A 15772-nucleotide genomic window follows, 5' to 3' on the forward strand; every position below is an offset into this window, starting at 1 on the left:
GCTCTCCTCCCTGTGGGGCTGCGGCGGACGCCCGCGCTGGGTGGGGCGGCGCCGCCGGGAAACGATGCCGAGCCGGGGTCTGATTCCGGGTCTCGGAAGCAGCTGACCAGCGGCTGTGGCGCGTTGAGTATGCCCGATCCGCGGCACCCCGTCACTAGTTAACGACCGCTTACTCAAAACATAACTGAAGATCGCCGCCACGGGCGGGATTGGTCCGAACCATTGACCGCACTGGTCTAGTCCTCCTACTGTTCTTTTCAACGACTTAACGCGTTCATGCCAAGTCGCACCCGTAGGTCCACGGCACCACTTCCCCCTCCCGGTTTCCCCCCACGAGGAGACACGATGCTCAGACCGCACTCCCCTCGCGCCTCCTTCCGGGCGCTCATCGCCACCACCTGTGCCGCCGTCCTCGGCGCGGGCCTGCTGGCCGGCGCGGGCACCGCCGCCGCCGAGCCCGACAAGGCCACCGAGCAGAAGGCCGCCGCCGGCTCCAAGGTCGTCGGATACTTCACCGAGTGGGGCGTCTACGGCCGGAACTACCACGTCAAGAACGTCGAGACGTCCGGCTCGGCCAACAAGCTCACGCACATCAACTACGCCTTCGGCAACGTCCAGGGCGGCAAGTGCACGATGGGCGACGCCTACGCGGCGACCGACAAGGCCTACACCGCCGACCAGTCCGTGGACGGCGTCGCCGACACCTGGGACCAGCCGCTGCGCGGCAACTTCAACCAGCTGCGCAAGCTGAAGAAGAAGCACCCGAACCTCAAGGTCCTCTGGTCGTTCGGCGGCTGGACCTGGTCGGGCGGGTTCACCGAGGCGGCGAAGAACCCCGCGGCCTTCGCCCAGTCCTGCTACGACCTGGTCGAGAACTCCAAGTGGGCCGACGTCTTCGACGGCATCGACATCGACTGGGAGTACCCCAACGCCTGCGGCCTGACCTGCGACACGAGCGGACGCGCGGCCTACAAGAACCTGATGTCGGCGGTCCGTTCGAAGTTCGGCGCCAACAACCTGGTCACCGCGGCGATCCCGGCGGACGCCTCGACGGGCGGCAAGATCGACGCGGCCGACTACGCGGGCGCGGCCCAGTACGTCGACTGGTACAACCCCATGACGTACGACTACTTCGGCGCCTGGGACGCGAAGGGCCCGACCGCCCCGCACTCCCCGCTGACCTCGTACACCGGCATCCCGAAGGCCGGCTACAACTCCGACGCCACCATCAAGAAGCTGAAGGCGCTCGGGGTTCCGTCCCAGAAGCTGCTGCTCGGCCTCGGCTTCTACGGCCGCGGCTGGACGGGCGTCACGCAGAAGGCGCCCGGCGGCACCGCGACAGGACCGGCCGCGGGCAAGTACGAGCAGGGCATCGACGACTACAAGGAACTGAAGACCAAGTGCCCGGTCAACGGCACGGTCGGCGGAACCGCGTACGCGCACTGCGGGAACAACTGGTGGAGCTACGACACCCCGGCGACCATCGCGGGCAAGATGAACTACAAGAACCAGCAGGGTCTCGGCGGCACCTTCTTCTGGGAGCTCAGCGGAGACACGTCCAACGGCGAGCTGATCAAGGCCATCAACTGACCTGACGTATCAGCTCTGTTGAGGGGCGGGAGCCGGCGGGCTCCCGCCCCTCGCGTGCTTCCGTTCAGGGGCGCACCGGCGCCGGGTACGACGGCTCGAAGTCCTCGATGACCCGCAGGGTGTCCCCGAGCGTCCGCACCAGGAGCGAGCCGACCGTCTCGCGCGACAGGCCCCGGCCGCCGATCCAGTCGAGGGTGATGCCCTCCACGCTGCACAGCCAGCCGAGCAGGGCCGTGCGCGCCAGCTCCGGTATGTCCTTGCGGCCGTACGCCCCCTCGGCGATCGTCCCGATCAGCGCCTCGCGCACGCCGTCGCGTATGGCGTGCACCTCCGTGTCGAAGCCGACGCCGCCGCTGATGATCGTGCGGTACGCCGCCTGGTGGTGCTCGGCGTAGCGCAGATAGCCGTCGACGGTGCGCTGCACGCGCTCCACGGGCGGGAGGTCGTCGTGGCGTCCGGCCCGCGCGACCAGGTCCGCGACGGAGTCCTCGATGATCGCCAGGTAGTAGCCGCGCTTCGACTTGAAGTAGTAGTAGATCAACCCCTTGGCGACGCCCGCCTGCTTCGCGATGTCGTCCATCGACAGGGCGTCGTAGGACGTGTCGGCGAACAACTTCCGTCCGATGGCGATGAGTTCGGCACGACGAGCCGCCGAGCGGTCCGTGCCGCGCTGTTGACTATTATTCAATTTCGGCCCTAGTCTCCAACTGCCTCGGGATCGTCCGCAGTATGGCAGACCACTGCCGCCCGCGGTCCGGCTCCCGACGGCCCCGCGCACTCCCCTTACGCACGCCTACGCACGCGGAACGACGTACGGGAGGAAACAGTGAACGCAAGCCGCACCGCGTTACGCGAGGGCAGAACCTCCTGGAAGAAGACGGCCGCGGTGGCCATGCCCGCCGTCCTGGCCGTCGGTGTGATGGCCTCCGTGATGGCCGAGGGCGCGCTCGCCGCGTCCTTCGCCGTCTCCGGCACCAGCTTCCAGGTGTCGTCCGGCAAACTGACCAGCCAGGGCCTGTCCTCGTACGTACAGACGGACCGGGACATCGACGGCAAGGGGCACCCGGTGGCGCTCCTCGGGATCGGTGACGCGACCCTCTCCGACATCTGCCAGGCCGCCGAGGTCAAGACCCCGCTCGGGACCGTCGTCTTCAAGCTGACCGCGGGCGGTGACGCGGGCAACGTCACCGCGAGCAACCTCATCATCGACGGCGAGGACCTGGTCGGCGACGCCCGCTTCGGCACCGCGCAGATCGGCCGGGACGCCTCGACGCTCGACGAGGTGCCCGGCATCAAGGGCGAGCGGGGCAAGTTCGGGCTGCAGGCCGGTGACATCACCGTCTCCGGGGTGAAGTCGAACGCCTGGTCGGCGACGGGCGGCAACTTCCGGCTCAAGGGCATGCGGGTCGACGTCAGCCTCGGCGGCAAGAAGTGCTTCTGACCGGCGGCGGCAGAGGGGGCGTAAAACCCTTCCGCGGGGACGGCGGCGGCTGGCTCGACCGGCGGCTGCCCTGGCCCGACCAGCGCCGGGTGGTCCGCAGATGGCGGCGCACCCGGCCGTTCTGGGGCGGCCTTCTGCTGATCCTCGGCGGCGCCGAACTGCTCCTGATCCCGCTCTCGCCGCTGACCGTGCTCGTCAGTCTCGGCCTCGGCGGGATCGCGGCGCTCGGCATCGGGATCGCGCTGGTCGTGGCGGGGCTCTTCCTGTGGCTGCTGCCCCACACGCACCACTACGTGAGCGTCAACGCGCTGATCCTGTCGGTGCTCTCGTTCGCGGCCACCAACCTCGGCGGGTTCCTCGTCGGCATGCTGCTGGGCATCGCGGGCAGCGCCATGGGGTTCGGCTGGACCCCGGTGCCCGAGGACGCCGAGGAGGATCCGGCACGCCCGAAGGTGCGGGACGGGCAGGGCACGCGGACGCTCGGGGTGCTGCTGCCCGTGGTGATCGTCGCGGGCATCGTGAACGGCAGCCCGGCGAAGGCGACACCCGCGCAGGCGCCGTCCGCCGGGGCGATCGTGGCCGCGCGGGTGCCGCCGACGATCACCACGACGCTCTTCGCGCCGGAGGGCTTCATCGTGGCGGGCGTCCGCGAGATACCGACCGCCGACGGGCCGCTGAAGGTCATGGTGCTGCGGATGAAGGCCGCCTCCCTGACCGACTACGAGCTCACGACGCGCGACGGGAGCAGGGAACTCGCCCTGGGCGCCGACACGTTGGACCTCAGTGGTCAGGTGACGCTGTATCTGACCAAGTTCAGGGGCTGCATCGAGGGCATCCTCTGCCTCACCTTCACACCCGACCGGCTGCCGGTGCCGCCTCTCGTGCCGCCGTTCATCTTCATGACGGACGTGAGCGCCGAGCAGGCCCTGGTCACCTCGGACTCGATCGTGGCGGGCGGGCTGACACTGAAGGCCACGGCGTGAAGGGCGCGGGCATGCAGGGTTCGGTATGAGGGGCTCGGCGTGAGGGGCTCGGCATGATCCAGATCCAGGCCGCCCTCTTCTGGGCGTACGCGGTCGGCGCGACGTTCGCCCTCGCGGCGGGGCGTCAGCTCCAGGTGTGGGAGCGGATCAACGCCGGCGAGGGCCCGCGCACCCGCAGCCGGGCCGCCAACCCCTATCTCGCGCTGACCGCGCTCTTCGCCGCCGTCCTGATGGTGCCGACGGGGCTCTTCCTGCTCTGGCAGAACCCGTCCTGGTCGACCATGCACGTGGCGGACGGCCACGAGGGCGTGTGGGCGGGGTTCGTGCTGTTCTACGCGGGCGGTATCCCGGTGGCCGCGATCCTGGGGTTCCTGGTGGCGCAGGGCCTGGTGCTCGTGGGGGCCGACTACTGGGCGTACCTCCAGTGCGTCGGCGGGTATTTCCTGCTGTTCGGGACGTTGATCCACGGGTGGGACGGCCGGGGGTACGAGCGCTTCCTCTCACCCGGCGCGGAGGATTTCGCCGACTGGTCGCGGGACAGCGTCGTCAACCACGTACTGGACTTTCTGACGTCCGGGACGTTCCTGGCGCTGCTGCTGTTCGGCGCCGCGGTGATCGGCACCATGCTGGTGACCGAGATCGGCTGGCTCATGGAGGGCTGGTCGCTGCCGGGCGCCGACGAGGACCGCAGGGTGCCGAGGTTCCTGGGCATCGCCATCGCGGCGGCCGGGATCTACGGGCTGCCCTTCGTGGGCGCGCTCTTCGCGAGCGTGCTGGTGCGCCTCGTCGGCGGGTGGCTCGGCCTCCCGCTGTTCGCGGTGGTGGCGGGCCTCACACTGCTGCACGGGCGCTCGCCGGTGCGGTGGCTGTACGGCCTGGTGGGCGTGCCGGGGCGACACTGGCGGGCCGGCCTCGACGAAGCCGACGGTCAGGAGAGCGGGGGCCCGGGCGGCCGGGAGAGCGGAGGCTCGGGCGGTCAGGAGAGCGACGTCACAGCAGACCGGTCTGGGTGACGAGCATCGCGAGGACGACGACGAGGGTCCAGCCGGCGAGGTGCTCCAAGAGGGTGGGCCCGTCTTCGTCGGGACCGCCGGTGCGGGCCTTGGCGCGGACGGCGGTGGCAGAGGTCGCGGTCATGTGTGTCTCACTGACGTGTCGTATGGCTGTACTCCCCCACGAGGTCCCGGGCAGTGCCTGCACCCCCGCGGGACCCCCTCCACCTTGCCAGCCGGAAGCCCTTTTGCGGGCGAGACCTTGGTCACCCCGCAACTCGGACGTCACGTCGCGCGTCTAACCCCGGACGGCGGGGTCGTCTCCCCCGTCCGTCCGCCCGTGCACCGTACGACCGAGAGGTTTCCGATGAGCACGAACCGGACGACGTCCCGCCCACGCCGCAGGGGCCGGCTCGCCCTCACGGCCGCGATCACCGCCGCGACCGCCCTCACCGCACCCGTCTCCCAGGCCGCACCCGTCTCACGGGGCACACAGGACTCCCCGGCCACACCGGCCACCGCCGAGAAGCCGTCGCCGGGCGCGCCCGGTCTCGGTGACCCGATGTTCCCGCTGGACGGGAACGGCGGGTACGAGGTGGAGCGCTACTACCTGTACTTCGACTGGCAGGCCCCCAGGACGCCCTTCGAGGCAACGACGACGATCAGGGCCCGGTCCACCCAGGCACTGTCCCGCTTCAACCTCGACTTCGGCGGCAACACCCTGCACAAGGTCACCGTGAACGGCTCCGCCGCGGGCGCCTCGCGCGCGGGCGACGAGCTCACCGTCACACCCAAGTCCCCGATCCCCCATGGCAGTTCCTTCACGGTCAAGGTCACGTACACCGCCGACCCGACGCAGACCCGGCACCGCGACGACGCGATCGAGGACTACGGCTGGATCCCCACGCCCGACGGCACGGTGGTCTACCCGCAACCGAACGGCGCCCGGTTGATCTTCCCGGCCAACGACCATCCGAGCCGGCGCGCGCCGATCACCTTCCGCATCACGACACCGGGCGACCGCACGGCCGTCGCCAACGGGAAGCTGGTCTCCCGCACCGAACGCCCCGACGGCCGGGTGCGCTGGACGTACGACTCCGAACAGTCCCTCTCCACCCAGCTGGTGCAGCTGGCCGTCGGCAAGTTCCGGCTGGTCGACAGCGAGGGGCCCGGCGGGCTGCCGCTGCGCGACGTCGTCCCGGAGGAGCTGGTCGAGCCGACGGCCGCGTACCGCGCACTCACCCCGGACCACCTCGAGTGGCTGGAGGAGAAGCTCGGCCCCTACCCCTTCAACCGCTACGGCCTGCTGGTCGGCGACACCGACCTCGGCGTGGCCCTGGAGACGCAGACCCTGTCGCTCATACCCAAGGCGGACCTGCTCGGCACCCGGGTCGACGCCGAGCGGAACATGGTGCACGAGCTGGCCCACCAGTGGTTCGGCGACAGCGTGGCCCTCAAGAGCTGGTCCGACCTGTGGCTGAGCGAGGGGCATGCCCGCTTCTACGAGCGGGAGTACTCCGAGCAGCACGGCGGGGACAGCTTCGAGGCCGCCATGAAGACCGCGTACCAGAACCACGACATCTGGCGCCGCGACTTCGGCGCGCCCGCCGAGCCGACCGAGCCGAACCTCTTCAAGCGCATGCGGTACGACGGCTCGGCCCTGGTCCTGTACGCGCTGCGCGAGCGGGTCGGCGAGGCGACGTTCCAGAAGATCGAGCGTGCCTGGGTGAGCGGTCTCGAGGGGCGCACGGCGAGCACGCGGCAGTTCGTCGACCTCGCGTCGAAGGTCGCGGGCGAGGACCTGGAGGGCTTCCTGCACCCCTGGCTGTACGGCTCGAAGACACCGCCGATGCCGGGGCACCCGGACTGGGTGGTCGACCCGGCAAGCGGATGAACTCATTCGGTCCCACGGCGCGCGTTCCGCACCTATGATCACGTCGATCTCCAGGGGGGAGATCGTGATCGAGGAGGGGAACGAACATGACCGGAGTTTCCAGACGTGCTCTGCTGGGCTACTCGGGCAGCGCCGCCGCGGGAGCGGCGCTGGCGGGCGCGGGGACCGCCGCGGCCGCCGACGGCGCGGCGGGCGAGGGGGCCGCGGCGGCCCAGGCGGCCGACCCGGCCGTCGACGTCGCCAACGGGACCGAGTTCCGCGGGGACGCCAGCATCGGTGACATCGACGCGAGGATGGAGATCTCATTCAAGATCAACATCGAGAACGCGCCGGCGGGGAAGCAGATCAGGCCCACGGAGATCGCGAACGCTCTCAACGAGATCGGCATGTCCCGCGGCTGGCCCAAGGTGACCTTTTACTACACCACCTCGGCCCCGCTGAACTGAGCACGCCGCACTCCTGAAGCGCCCGAGATGCGGCTTTTCGCCGCCCCTCTTAGCGTGGGGGCATCCCCGACCAAGAGGAGCCGTCATGGGCGACAGCGCCATGGACAAGGCAAAGGGCAAGGCCAAGGAGATGGTGGGCAAGGCCACCGGCAACGACCGCAAGGTCGCCGAGGGCAAGACCGATCAGGCCAAGGGCAAGGCCAAGGACGCCGCCGACGACATGCGCGACAGGGCCGAGGGCGTTCGCGACTCGTTCCGCGACGACCGCTGAGCCGACGCGTGTGCCCGTCCCCGTGCGGGGGCGGGCACACGCGCGTCACGGACCGCCCGAGCCGCTTCGACCACCTCTCCTACAGGTGGGATCGACATGAGATCGACATCCCCTATAGCCGCGGTGGGGCCACGGTCGCCCGGCCGCGCACGCTGGCTAGGCTTGTCGCACACGCGGTGATCGCGCTGGTGCCGACCTGCGGGCGACATGAAGGGGACGGGCAAGTGCAGCCGGACGGGCAGGACTTAAGGGGCCGGACGCCGATGGGCGCGGCCTGGCGGACGGTCGTCGAGGGCGTCACGGGCTCGATGGCCTACATCGCCGACGAGCACTGGAACGTCGTGGCCTGCAACGACGAGTTCAGGGCCCTCTTCCCGGACGGCCGGCCACCGGCCAACATCATGCGGTGGATGCTCCTCGACGACCAGGCCCGGCACGACGTCCTCATGAACTGGGCCGAGGACTGGGCGCGCGGCGCCTGCCCCGCGCTCCGGCGGGCCGTCACGAACCACCCCACCGACCCCGCGCTCATCGACCTGGCGGACGATGTCCGGCGCGACCCGCTCGCCGGCCCCATCTATCTGGCGACCGCGAGCTCGCACCCCCTGCACCCGGACGGTGCCGTGCGCCAGGTCAACCACGCCACGAAGGGGCCCGGCTGGGTGATCGCGTCCGCCGCCAGCCCTCTGCCGGAGACGGACGCGCTGTTCGTGATGATGCAGTACCGGCCGGGCACGACCCGCCCTCATCAGCCGCCGCCCCTCAGCACGAACGCCCGCTGACGGGCGCACCCCGAGGAGCGTCGGCTCAGCGGATTCCGACCGCGGCCAGCGCGCTCCGCTGGTGTTCGGACAGGGTCGTCGGGAAGTACAGGTAACAGACGCCTCCCGTGCCCGACACGACCTTTCCGGTGGAGTTGTAGCGCTTCGTCCGGAGCCAGATGTTCTCCCACTCGCGCCTCTTGTAGACGCGGCGCACCTCCGGGTTGCTGGGCGACGCCGGGTCGTTGGCGATCACGTCGCCGTCCGCCGTGAAGCCGATGACGGTCATGAGGTGGCCCGCCGTGCCGTAGCCCGCCCCCGTGAGCTCCTCCTTGAGGAACGACTGGGACGTTATGGCCGGGATGCCCGCGGCGATCAGCGACTCCAGCTCCGTCAGCGAGGCGAGCCGGGTCACGACGCCCTGGAGATCCTTGTACGTCGACGCGTACGCGGCGTTGAAGGGCCAGTTGCCGCAGCCGTTGTACTGGTAGTCGAACGTGAAGCGGGCCGCGTGGCAGACCTGCGGATCGGCGTAGGTGGGGTCGACCCAGGCCAGGTCCTCGGCCGTCGGCCCGCGCCCCCAGTACTCGATGATCATCTGCGAGGAGGTCGGGCTGCACCAGGCCTCGCCTCCGTTGTCGTACTCCGGATACTGGCCCTTGTGGATGTCCTGCGAGTAGCGCGGGACCGTCAGCTCCCCGGCGTGGCCCGGCTGCGACGCGGGGACCGTGAAGCGGTCGGGGACCGCCGAGGCCATCGCGCCGAGCCGCCAGACCGTGGGGGTCGCGGTGGTGCCCGGCTTGCGGTGGAGCGTCAGGCGCAGCTGGTACGAGACGACGCGCAGACCGGTGGTCGTGTCGTCCACGGAGAGCGTGTCCGTCCAGACCGTCGACTTGTCGTCCGTCTGGTCGTCGACCGAGGTCCGCCGGATGTCGGCCTCCGCGTCGTCGCCCGAGGCCCAGCGGCCCATCACGTACCAGGGAGTCTTCGTCTTGTCGGAGTACGTGCCGCGCAGCTCGACCTGGAGCCAGGTCCCGGCCGGGGTGTGGGCGTTCCAGGAGGCGATGAGCTCCGTGGCGGGGACGGTGGAGCGGTGTGTGGGCGAGGTCCACCTGGCGTACTCGTAGGTGGTCGTCCTGCCGGTGTGCGGGTCGGCGTAGTCGGTGCGGCCCGCGGACTCGGCGATGCGCAGGCCGGGGCGGCGGGCGCCGGTGACGAGGGCCGTGCCTTCCGCGGTGCCGGTGCGCCAGTCCTTCGACGAGCTCCAGAAACGGTTGTCCACGAAGCGGTCCTCGCGCGGGGTACGGCCCTGGGCCGCCGTCGGGCCCGCGGCCAGGGCGGGCGTGGCATGCGTGGCGGTCGCGGCGAGGGCCGCCGCCGCTGCGGCGGTGGCAGCGGTGGCGAGCACGGATCTGCGCGATACGCCGTCGGCGCGGCCGGCCGCGTCCGTACCGCCCGCCCTGTCGGGTCGCTCTGCTCGGCCGGCCTGGTCTGCTCGGCCGACGCGGTCTGCTCGGTCTGCTCGGTCTGCTCGGTCTGTCTTGTCTGCTCGGTCTGCTCGGTCCATGGGAGGGACCCCCAGTCGACATGGGTTCCGGCGGGATCCGGAAGGGTGGGTCAGGTGCACGGAAGTGGGCCAACTATGGCCGGTCCCGGCCGACTTCTGCCAGCGCTCGGGCACTGTCGCGCGCAACAATATTGGCCTCAACCAATGGCACGACCTGCGGCGGCGCGCGGAACACATCCTTCCGCGGTCGTACCCTTGCCGGTGATGACCGGACACCCGCCCACCCCGCTCCCCCGCCTCGCCGACACCCTGCGCCGCCTGCCGCCCTCCTGCGGCCCCGTCCGTCTGATCGCCGTGGACGGGCACGCGGGCTCCGGCAAGTCGACGTTCGCCCGGCGCCTCGCCGAGGCGGCCGGCGGCGCGCCCGTCCTGCGCCTCGACGACATCGCGAGCCACACGGAGCTCTTCGACTGGACGGAGCGGCTCGGGCGGCAGGTCATCGGGCCGCTCTCCCGCGGCGAGACGGCGCACTACGCGACGTACGACTGGCACGAGCGCCGCTTCGGTCCCGCCGAGGAGCCCCTGCCGCCCGCGCCCGTGGTGATCGTCGAGGGCGTCGGGGCGGGCCGCCGGGCGCTGCGGCCGCACCTCGCCGCGGTGCTGTGGATGGATGTGCCGCGCGAGGAGGCATGGCAGCGGGGCCGTCGGCGGGACGGGGCGGTCCAGAGTGACTTCTGGGACGGCTGGGAGCCCGAGGAACGCCGGCACTTCACCGAGGACCCCTCCAAGCCCTTCGCGCACTTTTTGGTACGACAGCGTCCAGAGGGATACGAGGTACTTCAGGGGCCCGGTGTGACGCTTACAGAGGCCTGAGCCGTCACGCAGAGTGAAGGGCCGTGGGCGGTCCGCTGAACCTCCGGAAAAGCGCTTCCAGTTGGCCTCACGAGTTTTCGCCAGTGCCCCAACTATGCTTGACCCAGGGCCCTTACAGGACTTACGTTCTGAATGTGCGGTGTTGCGACGCCGCCCGCAGACGCGAAGCCCCCGGTTGTTCCCCCGTGATCGGGGGCTTCGTTCTGCCTCAGGAGCCCGATTTCCGACCGCCGCGTGCCGCCATTCGCTCACCCTCGGTCACCGTCGGGCCACCCTTCAGCGGCCCTTTTCCGGCCGATCCGCCGGTGCGGCACCCTACGGCCCACCGCTCCCCCGCAGGTACGATGCATCTCGGTGCGCCTTTTCGGACGGCTGCTCTGCGCATCGAACCAACTCCCGTCCGCAGCACAGTGGTTCAGGCAGTGGTTCAGCGCGGTGGTTCAGCGCAGTCGCCGGCGGGCACCGGTCCGGCGGTACGCAAACGGGGGCACGGTTTGTGGGGGACCTGATGGACTTCGACGCGATGGGCTCACCCGCTCCGGCCGACCTCGCCTGGCTGAGGGGCGTCGACGCCTACACCATGGGCGCCTATCCGCAGGCGGAGGAGGAATTCCGGACGGCGGTGCGGATGGATCCCGGGATGGCCGACGGCTGGCTCGGGCTGCACGCGCTGCGCATCGACACGACGACGGCGCTGCTGCGGATGTTCCAGCACCGGGACCGTTTCGGGGAGCAGCGCACCCGGCACGCGCGCGCCCTCAACTCCTGGTACTGGCTGGGCTGGTGGGTGCAGCCCGTCCTGGAGAGCACCCGTGACCTGCTCCTCGCCCACGCCTCGCACTGGCTCGACGGCCGCCATGTCCCGGAGCTCGACCGGGCGTTGGCGGGCCTGCCACCCGTCGACGCGGACCCGCAGGTTCGCTTCCTGCACGCCTGCCGCTCCTATCTGGTCAAGGACTGGGAGCAGTTGGTGCGCCACACGGACCCGCTGATCGACGACCCGATGCTGGGCATCGAGGCCGGGCTCTTCGGCGGCATGGCCCGGGTCCGCCTGGAGACGTACGGCCAGGCGGAGCCGCTGCTGTCCGCAGCCCTCATGCGCTGCCGCAGCGAACAGCCGCAGCGCAAGGAGCTGCGCTACTGGCTGGCCCGCGCGCACGAGGGCACGGGACGCTCGGCGGCGGCCCTGCCGCTGTACCGCGCGGTGCACCGGGTCGACGCCTCCTTCATGGACACCTCGGCGCGGCTCGCGGCGATCTCCGAGGGCGACGGGTACGACGAGGCGGCCGACCTCGCCGCCGCGATCAGCCTGACCGGGGCGGGGCAGGACGTGCTGGAGGGGCCGGACGGCATCGACGTGCTCTTCGGTACGGAGGGGCGTGACGTGAAGGTCACCGACCCCGATCCGCCGTCGGGCGGCGGCTCCTCGACCACCGGCGGCCCCACCGGCCCCGGTGGCCCCGGCGGTCCCCCTGGGCCCGCAGGCCCCACCGGCTCCTCGAATCCCTCCGAGGCCGACGCCGTCCGCGAGAAGGCGATCATCCCCATCAAGGCGGGCCCCGCGCAGCTGCCCCCGGGCCCCACCGACCCCGCCCTCCTGGAGGCCGCCCTCTCCGAGCTGGAGGGCATGGTGGGTCTGGAACCGGTGAAGCGGCAGGTCAAGGCGCTCTCCGCGCAGCTGAACATGGCGCGGCTGCGGGCCGCGCAGGGCCTGCCGGTGCAGCCGCCGAAACGACACTTCGTCTTCTCCGGCCCCTCGGGCACCGGCAAGACCACCGTGGCCCGCATCCTCGGCCGGGTCTTCTACGCGCTCGGCCTCCTCGGCGGCGACCACCTGGTGGAGGCGCAGCGCGCCGACCTGGTCGGCGAGTACCTGGGCCAGACCGCCGTGAAGGCCAACGAACTGATCGACTCGGCGATCGGCGGCGTCCTCTTCGTGGACGAGGCCTACTCCCTCTCGAACTCCGGCTACGGCAAGGGCGATGCCTACGGAGACGAGGCCTTGCAGGTCCTCCTCAAGCGCGCCGAGGACAACCGCGACCACCTCGTCGTCATCCTCGCCGGCTACCCGGAGGGCATGGACCGGCTCCTGGCGGCCAACCCCGGCCTGTCCTCGCGCTTCACGACCCGCGTCGACTTCCCGTCGTACCGCCCGCTCGAACTCACCGCCATCGGCGAGGTCCTCGCGGCCGACAACGGAGACGTGTGGGACGAGGAGGCGCTCGAAGAGCTGCGCTCCATCAGCGGGCACGTCGTCGACCAGGCCTGGATCGACGAGCTCGGCAACGGCCGCTTCCTGCGCACGCTGTACGAGAAGAGCTGCGCCTACCGCGACCTGCGGCTCTCCGGCTACCCCGGCGAACCGGGGCGCGACGACCTGTCGACCCTGCGGCTGCCCGACCTGATGCAGGCCTACGGAGAAGTGCTTTCGGGGCGGGGACCGCAAGACGCCCCGGGGATCTGACCATCCCCGGGGCGCCCCTCAAGCGATCCGTGAAGCTCAGCCCACGCGGCTGCCGGCGAGCGCGGAGTCCCTGGCGTCCCCGGCGTCCTCCGGCGGCGTCCGCTGCACCGTGACCCGGTGCGCCGGGTCACGGACCTCGCCGACCAGCATTTCCAGGACGTCCTCCAGGGCGACCAGGCCGAGCACCTTGCCGGACGCGTCGGCGACCTGCGCCAGATGCGTCGCGGCGCGGCGCATCACGGTCAGGGCGTCGTCCAGCGGCAGTTCGGACCGCAGGGTCGTCATCGGGCGCCAGACCTGCTGCGGCACGGCGCGGTCGGTGTCCTCCAGATCCAGTACGTCCTTCACGTGGAGGTAGCCCATGAAGGCGCCGTTCTCCGCGCGGACCGGGAAGCGGGAGTAGCCGGTGCGTCCGGTGAGCTCGATGACGCGGGCCGGGGTGACCGAGGGGCCCACGGTCACCAGGGACGCCCGGTCGAGCAGGACGTCGGTGACCGGGCGCGAGCCCAGCTCCAGGGCGTCCTCGAGGCGCTCCTGCTCGACGGGGTCGAGGAGGCCCGCCTGGCCGGAGTCCTCCACGAGGCGGCCCAGCTGCACGCTGGTGAACACCGCCTCGACCTCGTCCTTGGGCTCCACTCCGAAGAGCCGCAGGACGACCCGGGAGCACGCCCCGAGCGCCGCGGTCACCGGCCGGCAGAGCCGCGCGAAGGCGACCAGGCCGGGGCTGAACCAGAGGGCGGTCTTCTCGGGGGCGGCCATCGCGAGGTTCTTCGGGACCATCTCGCCGATGACGAGGTGGAGGAAGACGACGACGGCGAGCGCGATCACGTAGCCGAGGGGGTGGATCATGCCCTCGGGCAGGTGGACCGCCTCGAAGACCGGTTCCAGGAGGTGGGCGACGGTCGGCTCGGCGACCGCGCCGAGCGTCAGCGAGCAGACGGTGATGCCGAACTGGGCGGCCGCCATCATCTGCGGCAGATGCTCCAGGCCGTACAGGACCTGCCGGGACCGCTTGGTGTCCAGGGGCTCGATCTGGCTGCGGCGCACGGACACGAGCGCGAACTCGGCGCCCACGAAGAAGCCGTTGGCGAGCACGAGCAGAAGGGCGAAGAGGAGTTGCAGCATGCTCATCGCAGGGCCTCCGCGGGGGCTGCGGCGACGGGGGTGCCCGCCGTTCTTGCGATCCTGACCCGCTCGGCGCGGTAGTGGCCGACCTGGCGGACCGAGAGCCGCCAGCCCGGGAGTTCGGCCCGGTCGCCGGGGGCCGGGATGCGGCCGAGCAGATCCGCGACGAGGCCGGCGACGGTCTCGTACGGGCCCTCGGGCACGGCGAGTCCGATGCGCTGGAGCGTGTCGACGCGGCAGCTGCCGTCGGCGTCCCACGTGGGCCTGCCGTCCTCGGCGGGTGCCACGCAGAGCTCGGGCAGGTCGAGGAGGTCGTGCTCGTCGCGGACCTCACCGACGAGTTCCTCGACGATGTCCTCCAGGGTGACGACACCCGCCGTGCCGCCGTACTCGTCGACGACGACGGCGATGGGCTGCTCGCTGCGCAGCCGCTCCAGGAGGGGCTGCACGGGCAGTGTCTCGGGGACGAGCAGCGGGGGCCGCGCGATGCGCCGCACGGGCGTCCTGAGGCGCTCGTGGGCGGCGACGGCGAGGGCGTCCTTGAGGTGCACCATGCCGACGACCTCGTCGATCCGCTCGCTGTAGACCGGGAAGCGGGACAGGCCGGTGGCACGGGTCAGGTTCACCACGTCCTCGGCGGTCGCCGACGACTGCAGCGCGCTGACCTTCACGCGGGGCGTCATGACGTGCTGCGCGGTCAGCTCGCCGAGGGAGAGGGTGCGGACGAACAGGTCGGCGGTGTCCTGCTCCAGGGCACCGGCTTGCGCCGAGTGCCGGGCCAGGGAGACCAGTTCGCCGGGGGTGCGGGCGGAGGCCAGCTCTTCGGCGGGCTCGACGCCGAGGGCGCGCACCAGCCGGTTGGCCACGGCGTTCAGGAGGGCGATCACGGGCCGGAAGAGCCGTGCGAACACGTGCTGCGGGCCGGCGACGAACCGCGCGACCTGCAGCGGCCTGGACACCGCCCAGTTCTTGGGCACCAGCTCGCCGATCACCATCTGTACGGCGGAGGCGAGCAGCATGCCGACCACTACGGAGACACCGCCCACGGCACCTTCAGGGACGCCGACCGCCGTGAACGGGCCCGCGAGCAGATGCGCGAGGGCCGGTTCGGCGAGCATGCCGACGACGAGCGAGGTGATGGTGATGCCGAGCTGGGTGCCGGAGAGCTGGAAGGACAGCTCCTTGAGGGCGCTGACGACCGTGGCGGCCCTTCGGTCGCCGTCGGCCGCGGCCTTCTCCGCGTCCGGCCGCTCGACGGTGACGAGGCCGAACTCGGCCGCCACGAAGAAGCCGTTGGCGAGAATCAGCAGGAATGCCGCCCCGAGAAGCAGCAGGGGCACTGTCATGCCGCCGCCTCTCCGGTCGTGCCGGTCCCGGTATGTCGGGAGGGGGCGGCGCAGGTACTACAGGACGATCCGTCCATCG

General features: G+C 71.1%; 15 protein-coding genes. 10 read left to right on the top strand and 5 right to left on the bottom strand.

Features of this window, described 5'->3' with window-relative positions; all coding sequences use genetic code 11:
* Positions 1-345 precede the first annotated feature (345 nt).
* The gene (locus ACZ56E_RS39890; RefSeq protein ID WP_471221878.1) at positions 346-1590 is read left to right on the top strand and encodes a glycoside hydrolase family 18 protein; all 1245 of its coding nucleotides are present in this window, start codon (positions 346-348) and stop codon (positions 1588-1590) included.
* Between the two features lie 64 nt (positions 1591-1654).
* On the opposite strand, the gene ACZ56E_RS39895 is transcribed toward ACZ56E_RS39890, so the two are convergent.
* Positions 1655-2278 carry a TetR/AcrR family transcriptional regulator gene (locus ACZ56E_RS39895; protein WP_468612988.1) on the bottom strand — a complete coding sequence of 208 codons (624 nt, stop codon included), beginning with the start codon at positions 2276-2278 and terminating at the stop codon, positions 1655-1657.
* 204 nt (positions 2279-2482) lie between these two features.
* On the opposite strand from ACZ56E_RS39895, the gene ACZ56E_RS39900 reads away from it, so the two are divergent.
* The 3 genes from ACZ56E_RS39900 to ACZ56E_RS39910 are packed head-to-tail and all read left to right on the top strand — an operon-like array spanning position 2483 to position 5027.
* On the top strand, positions 2483-3031 hold the full coding sequence (locus tag ACZ56E_RS39900; protein WP_471221907.1) for a DUF6230 family protein: 549 nt from the start codon (positions 2483-2485) through the stop codon (positions 3029-3031).
* The gene (locus ACZ56E_RS39905; RefSeq protein ID WP_468612985.1) at positions 3022-4014 is read left to right on the top strand and encodes a DUF6114 domain-containing protein; all 993 of its coding nucleotides are present in this window, start codon (positions 3022-3024) and stop codon (positions 4012-4014) included. Before ACZ56E_RS39900 ends, ACZ56E_RS39905 begins: the two co-directional genes overlap by 10 nt.
* 53 nt (positions 4015-4067) lie before the next feature.
* Complete coding sequence (locus ACZ56E_RS39910) at positions 4068-5027, top strand: hypothetical protein (protein ID WP_471221879.1); 960 nt, start codon at positions 4068-4070, stop codon at positions 5025-5027.
* Here the strand turns inward: ACZ56E_RS39910 and ACZ56E_RS39915 are convergent.
* Positions 5005-5151, bottom strand: a complete 147-nt coding sequence (locus ACZ56E_RS39915) for an SCO1431 family membrane protein (RefSeq protein ID WP_362994854.1) — start codon at positions 5149-5151, stop codon at positions 5005-5007. The genes ACZ56E_RS39910 and ACZ56E_RS39915 overlap by 23 nt on opposite strands.
* 222 nt (positions 5152-5373) lie before the next feature.
* Between ACZ56E_RS39915 and ACZ56E_RS39920 the strand changes: the two genes are divergently transcribed.
* The 4 genes from ACZ56E_RS39920 (at position 5374) to ACZ56E_RS39935 (ending at position 8399) form a co-directional block, all read left to right on the top strand.
* Positions 5374-6900 carry a M1 family metallopeptidase gene (locus tag ACZ56E_RS39920; RefSeq protein WP_471221880.1) on the top strand — a complete coding sequence of 509 codons (1527 nt, stop codon included), beginning with the start codon at positions 5374-5376 and terminating at the stop codon, positions 6898-6900.
* Positions 6901-6986: 86 nt separating this feature from the next.
* Positions 6987-7346 carry a hypothetical protein gene (locus ACZ56E_RS39925; protein ID WP_471221881.1) on the top strand — a complete coding sequence of 120 codons (360 nt, stop codon included), beginning with the start codon at positions 6987-6989 and terminating at the stop codon, positions 7344-7346.
* Positions 7347-7431: 85 nt separating this feature from the next.
* Positions 7432-7617, top strand: a complete 186-nt coding sequence (locus ACZ56E_RS39930) for a CsbD family protein (protein WP_471221882.1) — start codon at positions 7432-7434, stop codon at positions 7615-7617.
* Between the two features lie 263 nt (positions 7618-7880).
* Positions 7881-8399 carry an MmyB family transcriptional regulator gene (locus tag ACZ56E_RS39935; protein ID WP_471221883.1) on the top strand — a complete coding sequence of 173 codons (519 nt, stop codon included), beginning with the start codon at positions 7881-7883 and terminating at the stop codon, positions 8397-8399.
* A 25-nt stretch (positions 8400-8424) separates the two neighbouring features.
* On the opposite strand, the gene ACZ56E_RS39940 is transcribed toward ACZ56E_RS39935, so the two are convergent.
* Positions 8425-9786: a peptidase C39 family protein gene (locus ACZ56E_RS39940; RefSeq protein ID WP_471221884.1), complete on the bottom strand. Its 1362-nt coding sequence runs from the start codon at positions 9784-9786 to the stop codon at positions 8425-8427.
* Positions 9787-10149: 363 nt separating this feature from the next.
* Between ACZ56E_RS39940 and ACZ56E_RS39945 the strand changes: the two genes are divergently transcribed.
* Both ACZ56E_RS39945 and ACZ56E_RS39950 read left to right on the top strand, forming a co-directional pair.
* Positions 10150-10758: a uridine kinase family protein gene (locus tag ACZ56E_RS39945; RefSeq protein ID WP_471221885.1), complete on the top strand. Its 609-nt coding sequence runs from the start codon at positions 10150-10152 to the stop codon at positions 10756-10758.
* A 508-nt stretch (positions 10759-11266) separates the two neighbouring features.
* On the top strand, positions 11267-13222 hold the full coding sequence (locus tag ACZ56E_RS39950; protein ID WP_471221886.1) for an AAA family ATPase: 1956 nt from the start codon (positions 11267-11269) through the stop codon (positions 13220-13222).
* A gap of 36 nt (positions 13223-13258) precedes the next feature.
* Here ACZ56E_RS39950 and ACZ56E_RS39955 read toward each other — a convergent pair whose 3' ends face one another.
* Both ACZ56E_RS39955 and ACZ56E_RS39960 read right to left on the bottom strand, forming a co-directional pair.
* A complete protein-coding gene (locus ACZ56E_RS39955; protein WP_471221887.1) occupies positions 13259-14353 on the bottom strand; it encodes a hemolysin family protein in 1095 nt (364 codons plus the stop codon).
* Positions 14350-15693, bottom strand: a complete 1344-nt coding sequence (locus ACZ56E_RS39960) for a hemolysin family protein (RefSeq protein WP_471221888.1) — start codon at positions 15691-15693, stop codon at positions 14350-14352. The genes ACZ56E_RS39955 and ACZ56E_RS39960 overlap by 4 nt, the downstream gene beginning before the upstream one ends.
* Between the last annotated feature and the right edge of the window lie 79 nt (positions 15694-15772).

It is taken from the genome of Streptomyces sp. NPDC039480 (genome assembly GCF_055597165.1).